The sequence below is a fragment of the Nocardia sp. NPDC003183 genome (genome assembly GCF_053590715.1).
In genome coordinates, this window is the sequence record NZ_JBSFTG010000002.1 from 359,727 (window position 1) to 378,022 (window position 18,296).

Here is an 18,296-nt window from a genome sequence, read left to right on the forward strand (position 1 = left end):
TTCACCGGGCCGGCGCCGGATAACCATCGCCGACCAGGCGTTATGCGTGGTCGTCGAGACGGTGTCATCGGCGCGGCGCTGCGGTGATGCGGATTCGTTGCGCGCACATTTTCTTCGACATTGCTGTCTGGGCAACGCCGCTGTCCGCCCGCGCTGTGCGCCGGTGGAGTGCCACGCCGCGGAGTATGTCCGGGCGTCGAAACTAGCGTTGTCCACGGAGATTGTAGCGTGATATTCTGCGGAATCCGAATTTCGACGTGGTTGAATGCCGCGCGAAAACGGGCTCGCCACGGGATTACCTCAGCACCGGTGGTGTGTCGCAGCGCAATTCATCGGTGCCGGATTTCGCGCGTGTCCACCGGTGTAATCGAGCTCACTGGTACCGGCGGTACTGTGTGTGAGACATTTCTAGTCGTGAGTATCACCGACACCGTCACCACTGCCGCGCGCAACGCGTGGGCGCTGAGCTTCGGCGCAGGCATCGAGCCCGTCGACCCGGCGCCCTCGACCGTGCTGTGGGACGAGCCGCATCGTCTGCTGCGTCGCTACGATACCGAATTCCAGTCTGCGGCAAGCGATTCCGCGGTGTTGCTGGTGCCGCCGCTGGCCGCGCCCGCCACCTGCTTCGACCTGCGTCGCGACCAGAGCCTGGCCCGGTACCTGGTGGAGACCGGCCGTGCGCCCTACCTGATCGACTACGGCGACATCTCTTTCGCCGATCGCCGGATGGGCTTCGAGGACTGGGTCCTCGACATCCTGCCCGAGGCGATCCTGCGCGTGAGCGCCGATCGCGGCGGCGCCCCGGTCGACCTGATCGGCTGGTCCGTCGGCGGCATGTTCTCGCTGCTCACCGCAGCCGCGAACCCGGAACTGCCGATCCGCTCGGTCACCGGTGTCGGCCCGCCGCTCGACTACGACAAGATGCTCGGAATTCCGCAGCTGCGCGCGGTCGCCGGCCTCACCGGCGGCTGGGGCTCCACCACGGTTGTCCGTGCCGCGGGCGGCATTCCGGCACCGCTGACCAAACTGGCCTACCGGCTCGCCGCCTACGACCGTGAACTGGCGCGTCCGAGGTTCATCGCCAGCAATATCGCGAATACCGGGACCCTGGCCAAGATGGAATCCATCGACCGTTTCCAGGCCGCCATGCCCGGCTACCCCGGCCGCTTCTACAACCAGCTGTGGGGCCGGATGATGCTGGCCAACGACATCGGCAACGGCAGGCTCGAACTGCGCGACCGGACCATCGAACTCGCCGACGTGCGCGTGCCCGTGCTGCTGATCGGCGGCAAGTCCGACGTGATCACCCCCAAGGCCGCTGTCGAGGCCGGTTTGCGCACGCTGTCGGGCTCGTCATCGGTCACCTACGAGGTCGTTCCAGGCAGTCACCTCGGCATTCTCACGGGACCGGAGGCCCGCGAAACCACGTGGGCGCACCTGGACAAATTCCTGGCCGAACGCGACTGAGCACTGATCGGACCAAGTTCAAGGGGAATCTGAGCTAGGTCGGGTTGGCCTCGAGCAATTCGATGTCGGTGTTCTGTGTCACACTCGCCGATGATGAGCCGCCATACGAGCTTCCGGTATCAACTCGACCCCACGGTCGAGCAAACCGCGGTGCTCGCTCGTCATGCAGGAGCTGCTCGGTTTGCGTTCAACCGCAGCCTCGATGTTGTCACAACGGCCCTCCGCCTCCGTAAGAGCTCACCGGATCATCGGGTGCCGTGGACCGGGTTCGATCTGATCAACGCGTTCAACACCTGGAAGAGGACCGAAGCCGCCGGACGAGTGATCGCGGTCGACGCGGGCGGAACAGCCGAGGTGGTGGTGACCGGGCTGGCGTGGCGGACTGAGGTCTGTCAGCAGGTGTTCGAAGAAGCAGCTGTCGACTGCGGACATGCCCTGAAAGCGTTCTCGGACTCCAGGGCCGGGAAACGTGCGGGTGCGCGGGTCGGGTTTCCTCGTTTCAAGAAGAAGGACAAGACCATCCCGTCGTTCCGGATCCGGAACAAGCACTCCAAGACCGGGCGAACGAAGATCCGAGTCGGTGACAACGACAGTCCCCGGTCGGTGACATTGTCCGGGATCGGTGCGATCCGGGTGCGTGCAGACACTCGCCGGTTGCGGCGTCTGCTTACGAAAGACCGCGCGAGAATCCTGTATGCCACCGTTTCGTATCGGGCGGCGCGGTGGTGGATCAGCCTGACCTGCGAAGCTTCCGATCTGCACCCGGCTCACCGTCATCAGCCGCGAGAACTGGGCGATCACGATGGTTGGGTCGGGATAGATCGTGGGTTGAGTGTGTTCGCTGTTGCCGCGACCGCTGGCGGGGCCGAAGTCACCCGCATCATCGCGCCCAAACCCTTGGCCGCCGCCCTGGACAGGCAACGCCACCTGGCGAAGTCGGTATCACGCAAACAGAAAGGTTCACATAATCACCGGCAAGCCACCACCAGACTGGCCCGTCACCATCACGGGGTTGCCAATATTCGTCGTCACTTCGCCCATCAGGTCGCCAACACGCTGGTCAAGACCCACGACCGGCTCGTAATCGAAGACCTGCATGTGGCGGGGATGGTGCGAAACCGTCGGCTGGCGCGGGCGATCAGTGATGCTGGATGGGCGGATTTCGCCCGGATGCTGACCTACAAGCAAGCATGGCGGGATGGCGTGATCACGGTCGCCGACCGTTGGTTCCCATCGAGTAAACGATGCTCGGCCTGCACGGCGATCAACTCGACGCTGACGTTGGCGGATCGGGTGTTCTTCTGCGAGTGCGGGTTTCGCGGCGATCGTGATCACAACGCGGCGGTCAACCTCGCGCAATGGCCGATGATTCACCAAGACTTCTCACGATCCCCGGACCCCCGAGCAGGAGGCCGGGTCACCAAAGTCCGCCGACAGACCGGATCTGACCGACACTCTGTGAGTGTTGGTGAAACCGGTCTGGTTGACGCGGAAACCGAAGCCCGAACCACGTTAGTGGCATGAGCTGAGGACGCCCGAGAAGGGCGGTGTCTGGAGGCGGTCAGAGCATTCGGACACGCTGTATTGTTGACGGTCATGGGAGCCCAGACCTCTAGCGCGCCGGAATTCTTCTCGACCGAGCCGCTCGCCGCGGACCACGCGGGGGTGACGGAGCTGTTCGCGGTCCTCGCCTACGGCGAGCTGTCCGCGTTCTACCGGCTCGCCGAAGAGGCGAAGCAGGCGCCGTCGCTGCGCGGCCGGATCGGCGTCGCCAAGATGGCCGCCGCCGAGCTCGCGCACTTCGAGACCCTGGAAGCGGCGCTCACCGAGCGCGGCGCCGACGCCGAGGCCGCGATGGCGCAGTACCAGGGCGCGCTGGACTCGTACCACGCCTCCACCGACCCGTCGACCTGGCTCGAGTCGATGGTGAAGTTCTACGTCGCCGACGGCCTGGCCGCCGACTTCTACACCGAGATCGCGGGCGCGCTACCCACCGAGGTCTCCGATGTGGTGCGCGATGTCCTCGCCGAGACCGGTCACTCGCAGTTCGTGGTCGACGAGGTCCGCAGCGCGGTGGCGGCCAGCCGCTCCGAGCGCGACCGCCTCACGCTGTGGGGGCGCAGGCTGCTCGGCGAGGCGATCACCCAGGCGCAGTTCGTGATGGCCCAGCGCGACGAGCTGGCCGAACTGGTCCTCGCCGCCACCGGCGATCTCAACGGCATCGCGACCCTGTTCGACCGCATGCAGCAGCGGCACGCGGCCCGCATGGCAGAACTCGGGCTGTAGCTGTTCGGCACTCGGGTACCCGGCCGATCGGGGGTGATCAGCCGCCGATCGCGTGGTGCTGGACGAGGCGCAATTCCGGTGTGCGGGAGACGGTTTCGCGGGGCAGCCAGATCACGACCTGTTGATCGTTGTCGGCCGCCAGCGTCTGCACCGTGTAGGTGATGGTGCCTCGGGTGGGATGTTCGAAGCCGAGCAGGGTGGGCAGATCCTCCGCGAGACGGTGGGGTTGCCAGCGGCGGGCGAACTCGGGTTCCTCGCACAGGTCGGCGATGAGTTCGGCGACGCGTTCGTCATCGGGGCGACGCAGGCGCGTTCTGGCGAGCTGGTCGGCGAGTTGGTCGGCGAACTGGGCCCAGTCGGTGACCGTGGTGCGGGCGAGCGGATGGCGGAACGTCCACAGGGCCAGGTTGACCAGGTCGGGATTGTCGAGCAGGCCGAGCGGGGCGGCCAGGTCCGACCACGCGTTGTTCCAGGCGAGCACGGTGGCCCGGGGGCCGAGAGCGAACGCCGGGGTGGGGTCGAGCGAGTCGAGCACGCCGCGCAGGGCGGGGGGCACCTGATCGAGGGCGGGATCGAAAGCGGTACTCGGGCACCGGGCGTCGCTGCTGGTGGTCAGGGCCAGCCAGGCGAAATGGCCACGCTCGGTGTCGTTGAACCGCAGGGCGGTGGCGAGTGCGTCGACGACCGCCATCGACGGATTGGTGTCGCGGCCCTGCTCGAGCCGGGCCAGATAGTCGGCACTGACACCGGCCAGTACCGCGACCTCTTCACGGCGAAGACCAGGGGTGCGACGCCTGCCGCCGCCGGGCAGGCCCACGTCGGCCGGATTCAGCTCGGCTCGACGGGCGACGAGAAGTTCCGCGAATGCCGAACGAGCGCCGGGATGATCTGCCATATCTGCGCCTACCATGTCTCGATGGTGCCCGGTCATGGCGCTGTCAGCCACGCCCTGCCAGGACCAGGATAACCGCGGTCTGGTTAACGGACCGCAGTCCGGTCAGGGTGGAGGTATGACTTCCTCGACACAGACCCAGCAGCTGAAGACCGGGTCCTGGGCCCTCGACACCGCCCACTCCTCGGTCGCGTTCACCATTCGCCACCTCGGGATCGCCAAGGTGCGCGGCGGATTCACCCGCTTCCAGACCGAGTTCGTCGTGGATGAAACGGGCGCGGCCACCCTCGGCGCCACCATCGAACTCGATTCCTTCGACACCAGCAACGCCGACCGCGACGCTCACATCCGCCAGGCCGACTTCCTCGACGTCGCCAACCGCCCGACCCTGAGCTTCCGTGCCACCCAGCCGGTCCGGGTCGCCGAAACCTTCACCGTCACCGGCGAGGCCACCCTGGGCGCGATCACCCAGCCGCTGACCCTCGACGTCGAATGGGGCGGCATCGCCGACTTCCCCGACGGCACCCGGCACGCGGGTTTCTCCGCCACCGGCGCCATCAAGCGCACCGACTTCGGCGTCGGCGTCGCTATGCCGGGCATGCTGTCGGACACCGTGAAGATCGAACTCGAGATCGAACTGATCGAGCCCGCCTGATCCCGTTCGCTGACAGCGCACCAGGTGTGGGAGCGGTGGTGTTCGGGCTGCACTAGCCTGGGACCTGACAACACAGGACTCTTACGTTCGGAGGTTGGCCGTGGAGGTCAAGATCGGTATTTCGGATAGCCCGCGCGAGCTCGTGATCAACAGTGCGCAGAGCCCTGATGAGATCGAGGCGCTGGTGTCCGATGCGCTGAGCGGCTCCGCCGGTGTCGTGTCACTCACCGACGAGAAGGGCCGCAAGTTCCTGATCCAGGCCGCGAAGGTCGCCTACGTGGAAATCGGTTCCCCGGCCGTCGGCCGAGTCGGCTTCGCCACGATCTGAGCTGCGAACACAAAAATGCCCCGCCATTTCCGATGGCGGGGCATTTTTCGTCGTTGCGGACTCAGAGGTCCTGGGAGTAGGCACGCTGGGCGGCGGTCAGCGGCACGTGCTTGAGGCCACCCCAGGCCAGCGACACCGTGGTGTCGACGGCTTCGTCCTTGGGGACCGGGCGGTCGGCTTCGAGCCAGTAGCGCGCCGAGAACTGGCTGGCGCCGACGAGGCCGACGGCAAGGATGCGCGCGCGGTACGGGTCGAGACCCGAGTCGTGGGCGACCAGATCGAACACCGCGTCGACACAGGCTTCGGTGGCCTGCTCGACCCGGCGCTGCACCTGCGGTTCGCTGGTGAGGTCGGATTCGAAGACGAGGCGGAAGCCCTGCATCTCGTTGTCGACGAAATCGAAGTACGCGGCGACCGCGGCCCGCACGCGCTGCTTGTTGTCGGTGGTGGAGCGCAGCGCCTGGCGCACGCTCGACACCAGGATGTCGACGTAGTTCTGCAGCACCGCCAGGTACAGCTCCAGCTTGCTGGCGAAGTGCTGGTACAGCACCGGCTTGCTGACCCCGGCTACCTGGGAGATCTCGTCCATGCCCGCCGCGTGGTAGCCGCGCTGGACGAAGACCTCGCTGGCGGCGAGCAGCAGCTGCTGGCGGCGCTCGTCGCGAGGCAGGCGGGTGCCGCGTTTGGCCGGGACCGTCTCCGGCACCGATCGGCGCGAGGGCATGCGGTCCACGAGGTCAGTCATCTCGGCTCTCTATAGTCGATTCCCCGGGCCGCCGGGTGTGCGGTCGGGTATCCCACGAACGATACTCGCACGGTGTTCGCCCTGCGTCTCGCCCTGGAAATGTAGTACCAGTCCACGGAGTTCGCCGGGCCGTAACCGCGCGATCTCCTCCGGCCGCCCGTACGGCGGATTTGCGCACTGTGAGAATCTGATGGGGTGACCGACCGGACGGATGACCATGCCGACGGCGGGCGCGATGTCGCTCGCTCCACGCAACCCTCCGAGTCCGGTGCTGTCACGTCGGCGCAGGAGGGGCGGGAGTTGCAGGTCTACGACCCGCTCGGGCTCTATCAGCCCGCCGACCGATCCCGCCAGCCGCTGCGTGCCCGCTGGGATCCCACCGACCACGACAACGGCCGCCCGCGCAGCCCGCAGCGGGAGGCGAAGAAGCAGAGCGCGCTCGGTCGATTCGTGTCCGCCTACGGGTGGCGTGCCTACGCGCTGCCGGTGCTGCTCGCCATCACCGTGCTGGTCGTCGTCGACGCGGTGCGCACCGGGCCGATCCCGCCGCCGAGCGATCCCGGCTTCGGCGCGCTGAGTCCCAAGGTGGCGCAGTCCGGCATCATCGGGGCACCTCCCGGCGACGGCAAGTTCCCCGCCGATCTGCCGCTGGGCGCGCTGCCGGAGGGCGGCGACTACGTCGAGCGCGCGGCGGGCACCTGGCATGTGGTGCCGGGCACCAGCGCCCAGGTCGGCGCCGGCACCGAGCGCGTGTTCCGCTACACCGTCGAAGTCGAGGACGGCATCGACACCGCACCGTTCGGTGGCGACGCCGCCGTGGCGAAGATGGTGGAGACCACCCTGGCCAACCCGAAGAGCTGGACCAACGACCCCAAGTTCGGCTTCCAGCGCATCGACGCGGGCCCGGCCGACTTCCGGCTCTCGCTCACCTCTCGCGAAAGCACCCGCGCCGCGTGCGGCTTCGAGATTCCGATCGACTCGTCGTGCTACAACGCCGACCTCGACCGGGTCGTGCTCTCGGAGGTCCGCTGGGTCCGCGGCGCGCTGGCCTTCGACGGCGACATCGGTTCCTACCGGCAATACCAGATCAACCACGAGGTCGGCCACGCCATCGGCTATCACGGCCATCAGCCGTGCGAGACCGACGGCGGCCTCGCGCCGATCATGATGCAGCAGACCTTCGGCACCAAGAACAACGACATCGCCCTGCTCGACCCCCACGGCGTGGTCCCCGCCGACGGCAAGACCTGCCGCTTCAACCCCTGGCCGTACCCGCGCGGCTAGTGGCCTCGCCCATGCGGGACCATGGACGGGAAGAACAGCGCGGCGGGTCTTGTTGTAGACAGCAGAACGGCCACCAGGCCCAGCCGCCTTCAGATACAGGAGTTCTCACGTGTCTCTCACAGGGACGTTGCCGCCGCTGGTTGAACCGGCCGCGGAACTGACCAAGGACGAAATCGCTCGCTACAGCAGGCACCTGATCATCCCCGATCTCGGTGTCGACGGTCAGAAGCGGTTGAAGAACGCCAAGGTCCTCGTGATCGGCGCGGGCGGCCTCGGCTCGCCTGCCCTGCTCTATCTGGCCGCGGCCGGTGTCGGCACGCTCGGCATCGTCGAGTTCGACGAGGTCGACGCCTCCAACCTGCAGCGCCAGATCATCCACGGTGAATCCGACATCGGCCGTCCCAAGGCCGACAGCGCCCGCGATTCCATCCTGGAGATCAACTCCGGGATCGACGTGCGGCTGCACAAGATCCGCCTGGAGCCCGAGAACGCCGTGGAGCTGTTCGCCGAGTACGACCTGATCGTCGACGGCACCGACAACTTCGCCACCCGCTACCTCGTCAACGACGCCGCCGTCCTCGCGGGCAAGCCCTACGTGTGGGGCTCGATCTACCGCTTCGAGGGCCAGGTCTCGGTGTTCTGGGAAGACGCCCCCGACGGGCGCGGCATCAACTACCGCGACCTGTACCCGGAGGCCCCGCCGCCGGGAATGGTCCCCTCCTGCGCCGAGGGTGGCGTGCTGGGCGTGCTGTGCGCGTCGATCGGATCGGTGATGGTGACCGAGGCGATCAAGCTGATCACCGGCATCGGTGAGACGCTGCTCGGTCGCCTGATGGTCTACGACGCACTGGACATGAACTACCGCACCATCAAGCTGCGCCGCGATCCGCAGCGTGAGCCGATCACCGAACTGATCGACTACGACGCGTTCTGCGGTGTGGTGTCGGAGGAAGGCACCGCGGCCGCGGCCGGGTCGACCATCACCGCCGCCGAGCTCAAGGATCTCCTCGATGCCGACAAGGTCGAGCTGATCGACGTGCGCGAGCCGGTGGAGTGGGACATCGTCCACATCGCGGGCGCGACCCTGATCCCCAAGGACCGCATCCTGTCCGGCGAGGCCCTGTCCGAACTGCCGCAGAACAAGCCGATCGTGCTGCACTGCAAGACCGGCATCCGGTCGGCGGAGGCGCTGGCCGCGTTGAAGCGCGCCGGTTTCGCCGACGCGACGCATCTGCAGGGCGGCGTGGTGGCCTGGGCCAAGCAGGTGGATCCGTCGCTTCCGGTCTACTGACCCGATAGCTGCCGGTTTGCGACCTCATCGCATATTGCGGTGAGGTCGCAAAGTGGACTATCACAGCGTGCCTTGGGTCGCCTGCGGTGATCGCGGGGTTACGGTACGGCCGTGACCTCAGTCGAACCTCCCGAGCATGTGCGAGCCACATTCGGGCTTCGCGAAGTGACGCCGGTTTCCCTCGGAGACTGGGACGGTGGCTGGCGCATGGGCGACGTGGTGCTCAGCCCCGTCGCCGATCACGCCAGGGCCGCGTGGTCGGCGAAAGTACGTGAACACCTGGCGGTCGACGGGCTGCGGGTGGCCCGCCCCGTCCGCGCCACCGACGGACGCTATGTAGTCTCCGGTTGGCGTGCCGACACCTTCGTGGACGGTGCCCCCGAGCCCCGCCACGACGAGGTCGTCTCGGTCTCCCTGCGGTTGCACAAGGCGACAGCGGAATTGGAACGCCCCCGCTTCCTGGTCCAGCCGCCCGTCGCCCCGTGGGTCGACGTGGACGTGTTCGTCGCCGCCGACCGGGCCGCCTGGGAATCGGTCCCGCTGCGCACCCTGCGCGCGGGCGGCGTCCCCATCGCCGCCACCCCCGACGGCCAGCGTTCCCTCGAACTGATCGGCCAGCTCGCCACGCTGCGCAAACCCGTCCGCAGCCCCGACCAACTCGTCCACGGCGACCTCTTCGGCACGGTTCTGTTCACCGGCGCCCACACCCCCGGCCTCACCGACATCACCCCCTACTGGCGCCCCGCCACCTGGGCCGCGGGGGTCGTCGTGGTCGACGCGCTGGCGTGGGGTGGGGGCGATGACGGTTTACTCGACCGCTGGGCCACCCTGCCCGAATGGCCCCAGATGTTGTTACGGGCGTTGATGTTCCGGCTGGCAGTCCACGCCCTGCACCCGCGTTCGACCCCCGAAGCGTTCCCTGGGTTGGCGAGAACAGCGGATATGGTGCGACTCGCATTGTGATGTCGGATTTATCCCACCGACCATCCGGTTGAGATGTAGTGCCGGACAATCGGATTCGGTAGCTTCTCGCTTCCGGTCGAGGTAAATTCAAGCCGCTACCTGTGGGGATCTCCCATGGGCCAGGGGGCTTCGATGACTGAATGAGGTCGGCGGCAGATGAGGATTCAGCCCAGGAAACAGATTCTGGAGATCTGGCGTGCGCTTGTCGGGTCGTGCTACGACGACGGTGCCTGGCAGTGGGGCGGTATTCGTGGCGCCAATTCGATCAGCGACTCCGAACAGTTGCTCTGCCTGCTGTATCCGGCCACTGAGATCGTCGGATTCACGCTCGATCGCCCCGACGACATGTCCGACGATGTCAAGGGGGTGCTCTCGCCGCTGGGTGGACCGAAGGTGATCGGGCTGAAAGTCCTCGAGGTGATGGAGGACTACCTGATTCGCAACACCGACGTGACGACCGGTGAACCGCTCTTCGACGCAGGGAGTTATCTGCAGTCCACCGAACCCGATCGACCGCCCACCGACGATCAGCAGAAGATCGAAGTGGTGGACGGATACTCCATGTCGGTGACGCTGTGCATCGCGGGCCTGGGCTTTCTTCGGGTCTTCGAGAATTGGATCCGCGCGGAGCGGCGTGGCGAGATCGACCGCGTCACGGCGACTACCGAGAAGTTGAGCGCTCGCTTGACGGCCGCGATGACCGGACTGGTGCGCAGCTTCGTCGTCAATGCCGTGGCACCGACCTCAGACGAGGGCAAGGCCATGCTCAGAATGCTCAACCAGCAGGACCTGCCGGATCGGGCCGTAGTCGAGGAGTTCGCGACGAGCCTGGAGCGGGTTCGGACCAGGCTGCGCACCGATGTCAAGCTCGGCAAAGCCCCGGGCGCCGCGCTGGACGACGAGGGAATGTTGTTCGAATGCGGCTGGAGCTGGGGAATCGTGGCCGGCGCCGACGACGTCGAATTCATCGACGCGGCGAACGGCACAGGTGATGGTGTCGCCGAGGCCCGCCCGTACCTGTATTTCACCGTGATCGCGTTGGACGGCATCAACGACGTCCTCTCACAGCGCACCCGTGAACTCGACCTCTTCAACGACGACCAGTATCGACTGGCCGAGGCGTTGCGGATCCGCTGGGATCTGACCCAGCGCTATTGGGCAACGGTCGCTCGATTCGGTTCCGGCCGTTGGCCATTGGAAGACATTCCGTGGCGGACCTCCGACGGTGAGGAATCGGACTACTTCAGTCTCATCGTCTCGGCGGTGCTGATCCAGGAACTCGTCGCCCGCACAGCATCCGACGACGATCTCACCCGGGCTGTAGACATCTTCGACGAGCTGGCCAGACGTGGACGGATCCTTCGGCGCGCGACCAGTGGCGATCCCGCTGTCGAACTGCACGATCCCGGCGTTCGGATGGTGCTGCGCGGCAGTGAAAAGGTCGACAACGGTCCGAGATTGGCGTGGGCGGTCTCGGATTTCGCCGCGGTGTTGCTGAAAAGAAGTCTCCAGGCGGCTCGGTTGTCCGGCAACATCACCGCACGTGATCAGCTGATGGAATTGGCCAAGGCGATCATGGACCACCTCGACCGGAGGATGATCCAGGAAGGTCCGGCGACAGGGCTGTGGGACGACCCCGGTGCCGTATTCGGTACGGACACAACGAAACCGGTGACCGCACCCTCCTGGTACATGACTGAGCGCATCGTGGAATGTCTGGTCGCGGCCGACAGGACCTATCGGGAAGCGCCACTGCGTTCACCCGCGATGGTGACTCGCGCTGTCGAGTTGCTCAACGAGGCCGAACATCTGCTCAACCAGGGAATGCTCAACGTCAGCATCGAGGACAAATCACCCAACCGGATCGAACTCGATGACGTCGAGGACAAGCTCGAACGCGCCAGGAAACTGGTGAACGTGCAGCCCGGTACCGCGTTCACACTCGCCTCGGCGGCGCTGGTAGCGCTGAACCGGTTGGCGTTCGCGACCCAAGACGCGACCAGGAGCAGCTGACCGATGATCGTGTTCGCGACTTCAGACAAAGGCGGAACAGGGCGGTCCGTCACCAGTTGCAATATCGCCCATCGCCTGTGTGCCAGTGGACGGAGCACCGTGTATGTCGATTTCGACTTCGGATCGCCGACTGCGGGCGCGGTGTTCGAGATCGGCACCATCGAGCGGGGAACAGCGCCGGGTACCGGGACCCATTCCTTTTTGACCGGGCGTAACAGCGTTGTGCACAGCGTCGATGTGCACAAGCAGACCGATCGTCAGGACCTCCGCAAACACCGGACCAGGTTGGCGAAGCTGACATTGCTGCCCGGCGACGAGGGTGGCGGTGAGCTGACCAAGTTGGCGGACTACCCCGGGATCGTCACCCGGTGCGTCGAATTGTTGCTCGGGCTCGCCGCCGCCAACAAGGTAGTGATCGTGGATCTGAGCGCAGGCAGATCGGTGGCGCTCGAGCTGGCGCTGCGAGCCGCCGCTACGCCGCAGATGCGGGCGACAACGGTGCGGTGGTTGGTCTTTCATCGGTGGACACGCCAGCACATTCTCGCTGCGGGCGGCTTGATGCTCGGTCCGAACGGGTTGCTGCGCGGCGGTGCGGCCGCCGGTCACGACGCGGAGGAATTGCGCCGCAATATGCGCTTCGTTCGCACGGCGGTACCACAGTTGAACACCCCGACCTCGGCTGCTACCGCACCGCAGGCAGCGTGGCAGAACAAGCAGGAATCCGCGCTGCGTGCGCTGGCGTCGACGGAGCGGATCGGTGAGACGGTGCTGATCGGCGCCACCCCGGTCGAACCCGTGCTGCAGTGGCGCGAGCAGCTGATTCTCGACGTCGACGTCAGCGCCGGGATCGCCAATGCCGCCACGGTGACCGCGTTCCAGGAACTGGCGCGAAAGCTGGTGAGTAGAGACGAATGGCAGGAGGTCTGATGCACACGAGCGAGGAATTCACAGGCTACGTCGAGGCCGGGGAGATGGCCACGGTGCCAGGCACCGATATGTCTCACCTGTCGATCGAAGTCGGGCACTTCTATATGGAGGATCTGCTCAACGGAGTCGAGCGGATCGAAGCCCAATTCGAACGGGTCAGGGCGATGCTCGATGCCTTGGTGGCTCTCGAATCCGTGGCATGGTCGCGCAAGGGAGGGGAGGTTCCGTTTCGGGTGAGCACATGTTTCCTGCTGGATGACTACTTTCGCGCCGATACCGACCCACGGGAGATTATCCCCAAGCTGCGAAGCGCGGCCGCCGGATGTGGTGTGCCGATCGACTACCTCGCGCGCGAGGCCGGCTGCCATGAGGCACCGCGGGTGGGTGAAGTGATCCCGCTGGCGAAGGCTGTTGCCGACATGTTGGTGGAGGAGCCGATCGAGCACACCACCGGTCAGCGTCCCCCTGCGCAAGATCTCGGCTGGCTGGCCAATGGTCGCCGTTCCAGTGAGAGTGAAGCGGGTCCTGCGATGGATATCCGCCCTTACATGCCACCGCGGGAATTCGGGCGGCAGCGAAGTCTGTCTATTTTCGCCGATATCGAGATGTGGCGTGCGGATTCGGATTCGGCGGATGGGCGACTCTGGTCCTGTCCGTTCCTGGCCTCTGTGTGGCATCTGCTTCGTCTCGGCATGCTTCGGTATCAGGACGAGGTAGCGGTGACGCCGGTCGCCGTGCATCCCGACGTCGAAGGATTCGTGTGGCCGAGCGACTGGCGGGACTTGCCCGCGGTGATGCAACTGAATCCGAACGCGCAGCCGTTCACCGCGTATCGCTCCTTGTCGCTGATGCCGCAGCGGTATATCGGCATCGAACACGCGGTTCGGGTGATTCTCGATCACCTCGATCTCGATGAGCGAGTGGTGAGTTCGGTTGTCGATCGGGCGCGCGGCGAAGGCCTCGCCCTGCCCGGGCGGGTGAGCGAACGGATCGGGCACGTGCTGTTCGACGGGTCCTGATGGGTAACTGACACAAGACATTCAGGTGTCAATGGCGTATAATGTCCTCCGGTTGCCTACACTTTTCCCATGCCGATAGACGGGCGCCCCTTGGTGGCGTTGGGTGAAGTGCGCACCTGCCTGCTGCCGAACTCCGCCGCGCTGAGCCGCGATGCGGCGGTCGACCTTCTCGACGTGGTGTTGGGTCGACCGGGTCTGTCTCGCGAACGTCCCTTGGATTGGGCCGAATCTCCGCGTCTCGCGGTCGGCATCGACTGTCAGTTGGTACCGCATGTCCGATCCCGCGGTGTCGGTACGGTCGCCACGAACGCGCTGGTCATCGGCGGCCGGGTGCTGCAGAGCTCGGCGCACGCCATTGTCGCGCCTGCCGCGACGTCGTCGGGGCGGCGGCAGACGTGGGCGCACTATCTAGGTCGTGTGGGCACCGTCGAACTGTTGACGGGGGCATCGGCCACGATTGCCGATCGTCTGGTGGTCGGCTTTCTCAGCACTGCCCGCGCCGCCGACCCGGTCCTGGATATCACTGCCATCAGCACTCGACTGCTGACGAAGGTGCATAGCGATGTTCGGCTCGACCGGCAGCCACCGCTGTTGGTCGAACCCACACGGCTGCGGTGGGCCGCCCGCGTCGTCCCCGGTGCGCAGGCATCGGTGCTCTTCGGCTTGCATCAGGATCGAACCCGCACCGCGTTGGTGACGGTCGGTTCCGCCGACGACCTGCCCGAGGTTCGTCGATACTGCCAGGATCTGGCAGTGCACGATTGGTTGCTCACCGCTGTCATCGATGTCATCGAGGATGCTGAATTCGCCCAAACCTCAGGCAGCACACCGGAATCGGTGCTGGCGCCGGCACTGCAGCATCTCGCCCATCTGTGGATGCCCAGTGCTCACACCCCACCGTTGCTCCGCTGTCTGTGGGAGCAACTGGAGAATGATCCCGGCTTCTCCCGTCAATGGAATGCCAGGATCGGACAATTGCGCGACCGCGTCGCCGTCGCGACCTTGGCCGCGCTGCACCGAACCTCCGCGCAAGTGCGTCAGTGGTAGCGACTAGAGCCGGAACCATCGTCGCACGAGCAGAGCGAAGAAGACCGAGGTTGTCACGCTGCCGAGGTAGGACTCGACGATCAACAGCACCCGCGCCGTTGGTTCGAGGTCCATGGCGTCGAGGTCACCGAGTCCGAGTGGGTTGAGGAATTCGATCAGGGACAGATGTGCCGCTGTGGTAGCCGCAACATCGGTCACCAGCATCAGGGCGCCCGCGAACAGCGCCAGTTCGCAGGCGATCCAGCCCAGCAGCCTGAATGGTCGATACCCATAGCCGCACAGAATGTTTGCGACGAAGCCCGGCGTGCGACGCATTCCCCGACGTTGCGCTCGAGTGCGGGCTCGGGCCAATGCGAGCCCGCACCGGTCCTGATCGTCGAGGTCGGCATTGATCGCATGAAGATCACGTGCCTGCCGAAAGGCTACGCAGGCATGGGCGGGCAGGTCGACGTCGAGTAATCGCGCTCCGAGATCCTCGTAGATCAATGCCAGCATGCGGTTCTGCCTTCGGCTCAGCCGAAGCGGTCCTCTTGCCTCGATTTCCGCGGCCAGCATCGCCATCGCCAGCACCCGCAGCGTGTGGTCCGAGGGGGTCGGGTGCTCGAGAATATCGTCGATCGGTGCGTATACACGAGCGAAAACCAGACTGTCGCCCGCACGCCGAGTCGAAGGGGGATCGTATTCGGCCAGGACACGTTCGACCCGGCGATCGAGCTGATCCAGATTGTCCTGCTCGCTGCCGCTCTCCGGCGCTGCCAGGGTCTCCAGATAGGCATCGGCGTGGCGTTCGATGAGAGTGATCTTCGAGGCGACGAACGGTGACAGCTGGTCAGTAGGGTCATCCTCCCTGAACACAAGCTATCCCCGCGGCCCGTCACCCTTGGACCATCGACGGTCCTGCGGTCCGGCATCCCACCAATACCCCGCGGAATCGTCCAGTCGATGCACGAGGAGGTCTCGCGGTTCTTCTGGGCCGAAGTAGTGTTCGTCGTGGTCGACCCAGACGAATCCAGACTTCTTGTACAGGTTGACCGCAGGGGTGTTCGAGGGGCGCACCGTGATGAAGACCGTGTCGATCCGCGCACCACGGCAGCGCTCGACCGCGCGCACCAGCAACTCTCTACCCAGTCCGAGACCCTGATGGCTACCCGCGACCGCGAGGCCGATCACCCAGGCGGACCCTTCCTGATCGACCGCGACGAGCGCGTATCCGCAGATCTCGCGTTCGATTTCCGCTACTACCCAGTGTGATCCGTGCACCTCGAACAATTGCCGTAACACGAAGTACGGGTAGGACAGCGAGGAGAACTCCTGGGATTCCAGCGCTGCGATCGCCGTCAGATCATCGACGTCGGCGGGGCGGAAATCGGGCTCGGCGGCGCCGTTCTCGCTCGAACTGTCCAAAACGCGACCCCCGTTGCCTGATGCGCCCACCATCCAGAGTAGAGCAACTCCCTTGCAGCGGAAGACATATGGAGTCCGCACCCGACTGCGGCGCAGACGGCATACGAAATAGTGTGTTGCGCACCGAGACTCGCGGGAGATCAGTGATCTGGTGTGGACGACGGTCCACGGGCGGATCGGCACGGCGCCGCGGGGACGGGCCCTTTCGCAGCCGAGGCGTGGTTGGGCGCAATGCCGATGTCGGTGTTCTATGCGCTGCTGGTCCCGGGTTGTCACCAGTGACGAGGCAGGTTTTCGGCCCGCGCGGCGTAGTACGTTGCCACATCGATCCGGCGCTTCACTTGCTCGACGCGGGCGGCCCACTGTTTGGAGAAGCCGGCCGCTGCCTGCAGATCCCGCCACGGTGCTCGCATCGCGGCGGGAACCTGGGCGCCCGGCATCCATAGGTGCGCGAGATGTTCGAACACGGGCGCGAGCACTGCGACCTGCCGTCCGTTATCGAATCCTTCGGCCGCCCGCACTTTCGCATCGATGACGGTCAGCAACCAGTCGTGTACGGCTACGTCCTGGCAGAAGCGCAGGGCATCAGGCAGATTCGTAGCTTCCCGCACGGTGACCTGTAGGGCTCTGTTCAGGTCGTCCCAGAACCGCGGTCGACTCGACCGTCCCCACCGCGCGTACAGTCGCGGTCGTACCCCAACCGAGGTGACAGTCGACGCCAGTCGCGCGACGCGGTGAAAAGGCTAGTGGCCCAGGACGTTCACGGCGCAGTACGGTCGCGCCGATGACTGTGGCCAGTAGTTCCTCGGTGGCCTGGCCGTGCAGCGTCACTGAATGCGGTAGCAGGCAGGTGCGGATCTCGCCGAGCGCCACAATTGGCGTCGGTGGTCGTGACACACTGCGCGGCGGCCTTCGGGATGATGCCGCGACCGGGGTGCCCGACTCAGGGTTCGTCATGGTCATGTCCCGTCGAGCAGCAGATGTCCTACGCGTTCAGCAATTTTGGGTGGCACCAGCAACTGCTCGGCAGCGCCTTGGGCTGCCACCTGGGCGGCGACATCGTCATCCGGTGCGAGATGGTCGAGAATTACCCGTACAGCCGACTCGATCAGCAGATACCGCTTGGGCAGCATCGACAGCGTCCGGTACGCAGTGAACGGAGCCGCATCCGCATTGAGCTGCAGGACAGGTGGAAGGTCGTGCCATTGATCGGGCCGATCTCGGTCGGCGGACCACAGCTGTGGAACAACCACGGGCGCACCCTTATAGCGCAACATGCCCAGCCGCAACAACTGCCACACCGCAGCCAGGAATGGACAGGACCAGCGTCGCGCCGCATCGCGGTCGTGCCACAGTTCTACGTCGAGGAAGATCGAGTGCTCGCCGCGGCCGTACTCCTGAGGTGGCCGACAAGGTTGCGGATGCATGGTCGCACGCGACGAGCCGTTCTGTTGCCGACGTCCGTTGCACAGCCAACCGAGTTCGGTCGTCGGCGGTCGGCCACCGGTGGCGACCTCCTCGTCCTCCGGCTGGTTGATGAGCCGGGCCACCACCATCTCAGCGATCGGTATCGGCGCTCCGAGGGCGATCCCGCCCGAAAACACCGGTGCTTGGTGGCAGCCCGACTGCCTGGCCAGGTAGTCGATGGTCAGGCCTGCATCGTCGGCGGCACCCAACAGCCGGTCGAGCACCTTTGTGGGTTCGAAACGGGGTTGGAAGTAGTCGTCGGTGAGATAGCAGGTACTCACTCGCGTGTCCGGGCCGAACTCGACCTTCGCCGACTCGATGAACGCGGCGACCAGCGGGACTGCGCGCCGGAATTGCGCTCGGACCATGTCGGTGTCGTCGATGATCTCCTCGTGCCGGAAGTGACAGACCTCGATCGACAGGTGGGCCATGGGCAGCGGCGTGATAGAGGCATCCTCGGAAGCTTCCCGATAGATCGGTGAACTCATCTGCTCGTGTCCCACGTCGC

The 18,296-nt window shown here is 65.7% G+C and carries 18 protein-coding genes; 12 read left to right on the forward strand and 6 right to left on the reverse strand.

Going from position 1 to position 18,296, the window contains the following annotated elements:
• The first annotated feature begins 414 nt into the window (after positions 1-414).
• From ACWDXS_RS09520 to ACWDXS_RS09530, 3 genes are all read left to right on the forward strand, one after another.
• A complete protein-coding gene (locus ACWDXS_RS09520) occupies positions 415-1,467 on the forward strand; it encodes an alpha/beta fold hydrolase (RefSeq protein ID WP_378991256.1) in 1,053 nt (350 codons plus the stop codon).
• 93 nt (positions 1,468-1,560) lie between these two features.
• Complete coding sequence (locus ACWDXS_RS09525; RefSeq protein WP_378991258.1) at positions 1,561-2,991, forward strand: RNA-guided endonuclease TnpB family protein; 1,431 nt, start codon at positions 1,561-1,563, stop codon at positions 2,989-2,991.
• Between the two features lie 72 nt (positions 2,992-3,063).
• Positions 3,064-3,753: a ferritin-like fold-containing protein gene (locus ACWDXS_RS09530; RefSeq protein WP_378991260.1), complete on the forward strand. Its 690-nt coding sequence runs from the start codon at positions 3,064-3,066 to the stop codon at positions 3,751-3,753.
• Positions 3,754-3,790: 37 nt separating this feature from the next.
• Here the strand turns inward: ACWDXS_RS09530 and ACWDXS_RS09535 are convergent, their stop codons facing one another.
• Complete coding sequence (locus tag ACWDXS_RS09535; RefSeq protein WP_378991262.1) at positions 3,791-4,663, reverse strand: helix-turn-helix transcriptional regulator; 873 nt, start codon at positions 4,661-4,663, stop codon at positions 3,791-3,793.
• 100 nt (positions 4,664-4,763) lie between these two features.
• On the opposite strand from ACWDXS_RS09535, the gene ACWDXS_RS09540 reads away from it, so the two are divergent.
• Both ACWDXS_RS09540 and ACWDXS_RS09545 read left to right on the forward strand, forming a co-directional pair.
• Positions 4,764-5,300 carry a YceI family protein gene (locus tag ACWDXS_RS09540; protein ID WP_387447036.1) on the forward strand — a complete coding sequence of 179 codons (537 nt, stop codon included), beginning with the start codon at positions 4,764-4,766 and terminating at the stop codon, positions 5,298-5,300.
• 100 nt (positions 5,301-5,400) lie between these two features.
• Positions 5,401-5,628, forward strand: a complete 228-nt coding sequence (locus ACWDXS_RS09545; RefSeq protein ID WP_067450585.1) for a DUF3107 domain-containing protein — start codon at positions 5,401-5,403, stop codon at positions 5,626-5,628.
• Between the two features lie 61 nt (positions 5,629-5,689).
• Here ACWDXS_RS09545 and ACWDXS_RS09550 read toward each other — a convergent pair whose 3' ends face one another.
• On the reverse strand, positions 5,690-6,373 hold the full coding sequence (locus tag ACWDXS_RS09550; protein ID WP_056812916.1) for a TetR/AcrR family transcriptional regulator: 684 nt from the start codon (positions 6,371-6,373) through the stop codon (positions 5,690-5,692).
• 195 nt (positions 6,374-6,568) lie between these two features.
• On the opposite strand from ACWDXS_RS09550, the gene ACWDXS_RS09555 reads away from it, so the two are divergent.
• The 7 genes from ACWDXS_RS09555 to ACWDXS_RS09585 all read left to right on the forward strand — a co-directional run bounded on the left by ACWDXS_RS09555 (position 6,569) and on the right by ACWDXS_RS09585 (position 14,917).
• Positions 6,569-7,657, forward strand: a complete 1,089-nt coding sequence (locus ACWDXS_RS09555) for a DUF3152 domain-containing protein (protein WP_378991265.1) — start codon at positions 6,569-6,571, stop codon at positions 7,655-7,657.
• Positions 7,658-7,766: 109 nt separating this feature from the next.
• A complete protein-coding gene (gene moeZ, locus ACWDXS_RS09560; protein ID WP_449963996.1) occupies positions 7,767-8,948 on the forward strand; it encodes an adenylyltransferase/sulfurtransferase MoeZ in 1,182 nt (393 codons plus the stop codon).
• Positions 8,949-9,059: 111 nt separating this feature from the next.
• On the forward strand, positions 9,060-9,911 hold the full coding sequence (locus ACWDXS_RS09565) for a TIGR02569 family protein (protein ID WP_378632716.1): 852 nt from the start codon (positions 9,060-9,062) through the stop codon (positions 9,909-9,911).
• 156 nt (positions 9,912-10,067) lie between these two features.
• Positions 10,068-11,924, forward strand: coding sequence for an SCO2524 family protein (locus ACWDXS_RS09570; RefSeq protein WP_379313352.1), 1,857 nt, complete (start codon positions 10,068-10,070; stop codon positions 11,922-11,924).
• A 3-nt stretch (positions 11,925-11,927) separates the two neighbouring features.
• A complete protein-coding gene (locus tag ACWDXS_RS09575; protein ID WP_379313351.1) occupies positions 11,928-12,851 on the forward strand; it encodes an SCO2523 family variant P-loop protein in 924 nt (307 codons plus the stop codon).
• A complete protein-coding gene (locus tag ACWDXS_RS09580) occupies positions 12,851-13,870 on the forward strand; it encodes an SCO2522 family protein (protein ID WP_379313350.1) in 1,020 nt (339 codons plus the stop codon). Before ACWDXS_RS09575 ends, ACWDXS_RS09580 begins: the two co-directional genes overlap by 1 nt.
• Before the next feature lie 69 nt (positions 13,871-13,939).
• The gene (locus ACWDXS_RS09585) at positions 13,940-14,917 is read left to right on the forward strand and encodes an SCO2521 family protein (RefSeq protein ID WP_379313349.1); all 978 of its coding nucleotides are present in this window, start codon (positions 13,940-13,942) and stop codon (positions 14,915-14,917) included.
• Between the two features lie 3 nt (positions 14,918-14,920).
• On the opposite strand, the gene ACWDXS_RS09590 is transcribed toward ACWDXS_RS09585, so the two are convergent.
• From ACWDXS_RS09590 to ACWDXS_RS09605, 4 genes are all read right to left on the reverse strand, one after another.
• Positions 14,921-15,772 carry a hypothetical protein gene (locus ACWDXS_RS09590; protein ID WP_379313348.1) on the reverse strand — a complete coding sequence of 284 codons (852 nt, stop codon included), beginning with the start codon at positions 15,770-15,772 and terminating at the stop codon, positions 14,921-14,923.
• Positions 15,773-15,775: 3 nt separating this feature from the next.
• A complete protein-coding gene (locus ACWDXS_RS09595) occupies positions 15,776-16,321 on the reverse strand; it encodes a GNAT family N-acetyltransferase (RefSeq protein WP_449964004.1) in 546 nt (181 codons plus the stop codon).
• A gap of 272 nt (positions 16,322-16,593) precedes the next feature.
• Entirely contained in the window at positions 16,594-16,866 is a 273-nt protein-coding gene (locus tag ACWDXS_RS09600; protein WP_449964007.1) for a hypothetical protein, read from the reverse strand.
• Between the two features lie 414 nt (positions 16,867-17,280).
• Positions 17,281-18,276, reverse strand: a complete 996-nt coding sequence (locus ACWDXS_RS09605; RefSeq protein ID WP_449964010.1) for an SCO2522 family protein — start codon at positions 18,274-18,276, stop codon at positions 17,281-17,283.
• Between the last annotated feature and the right edge of the window lie 20 nt (positions 18,277-18,296).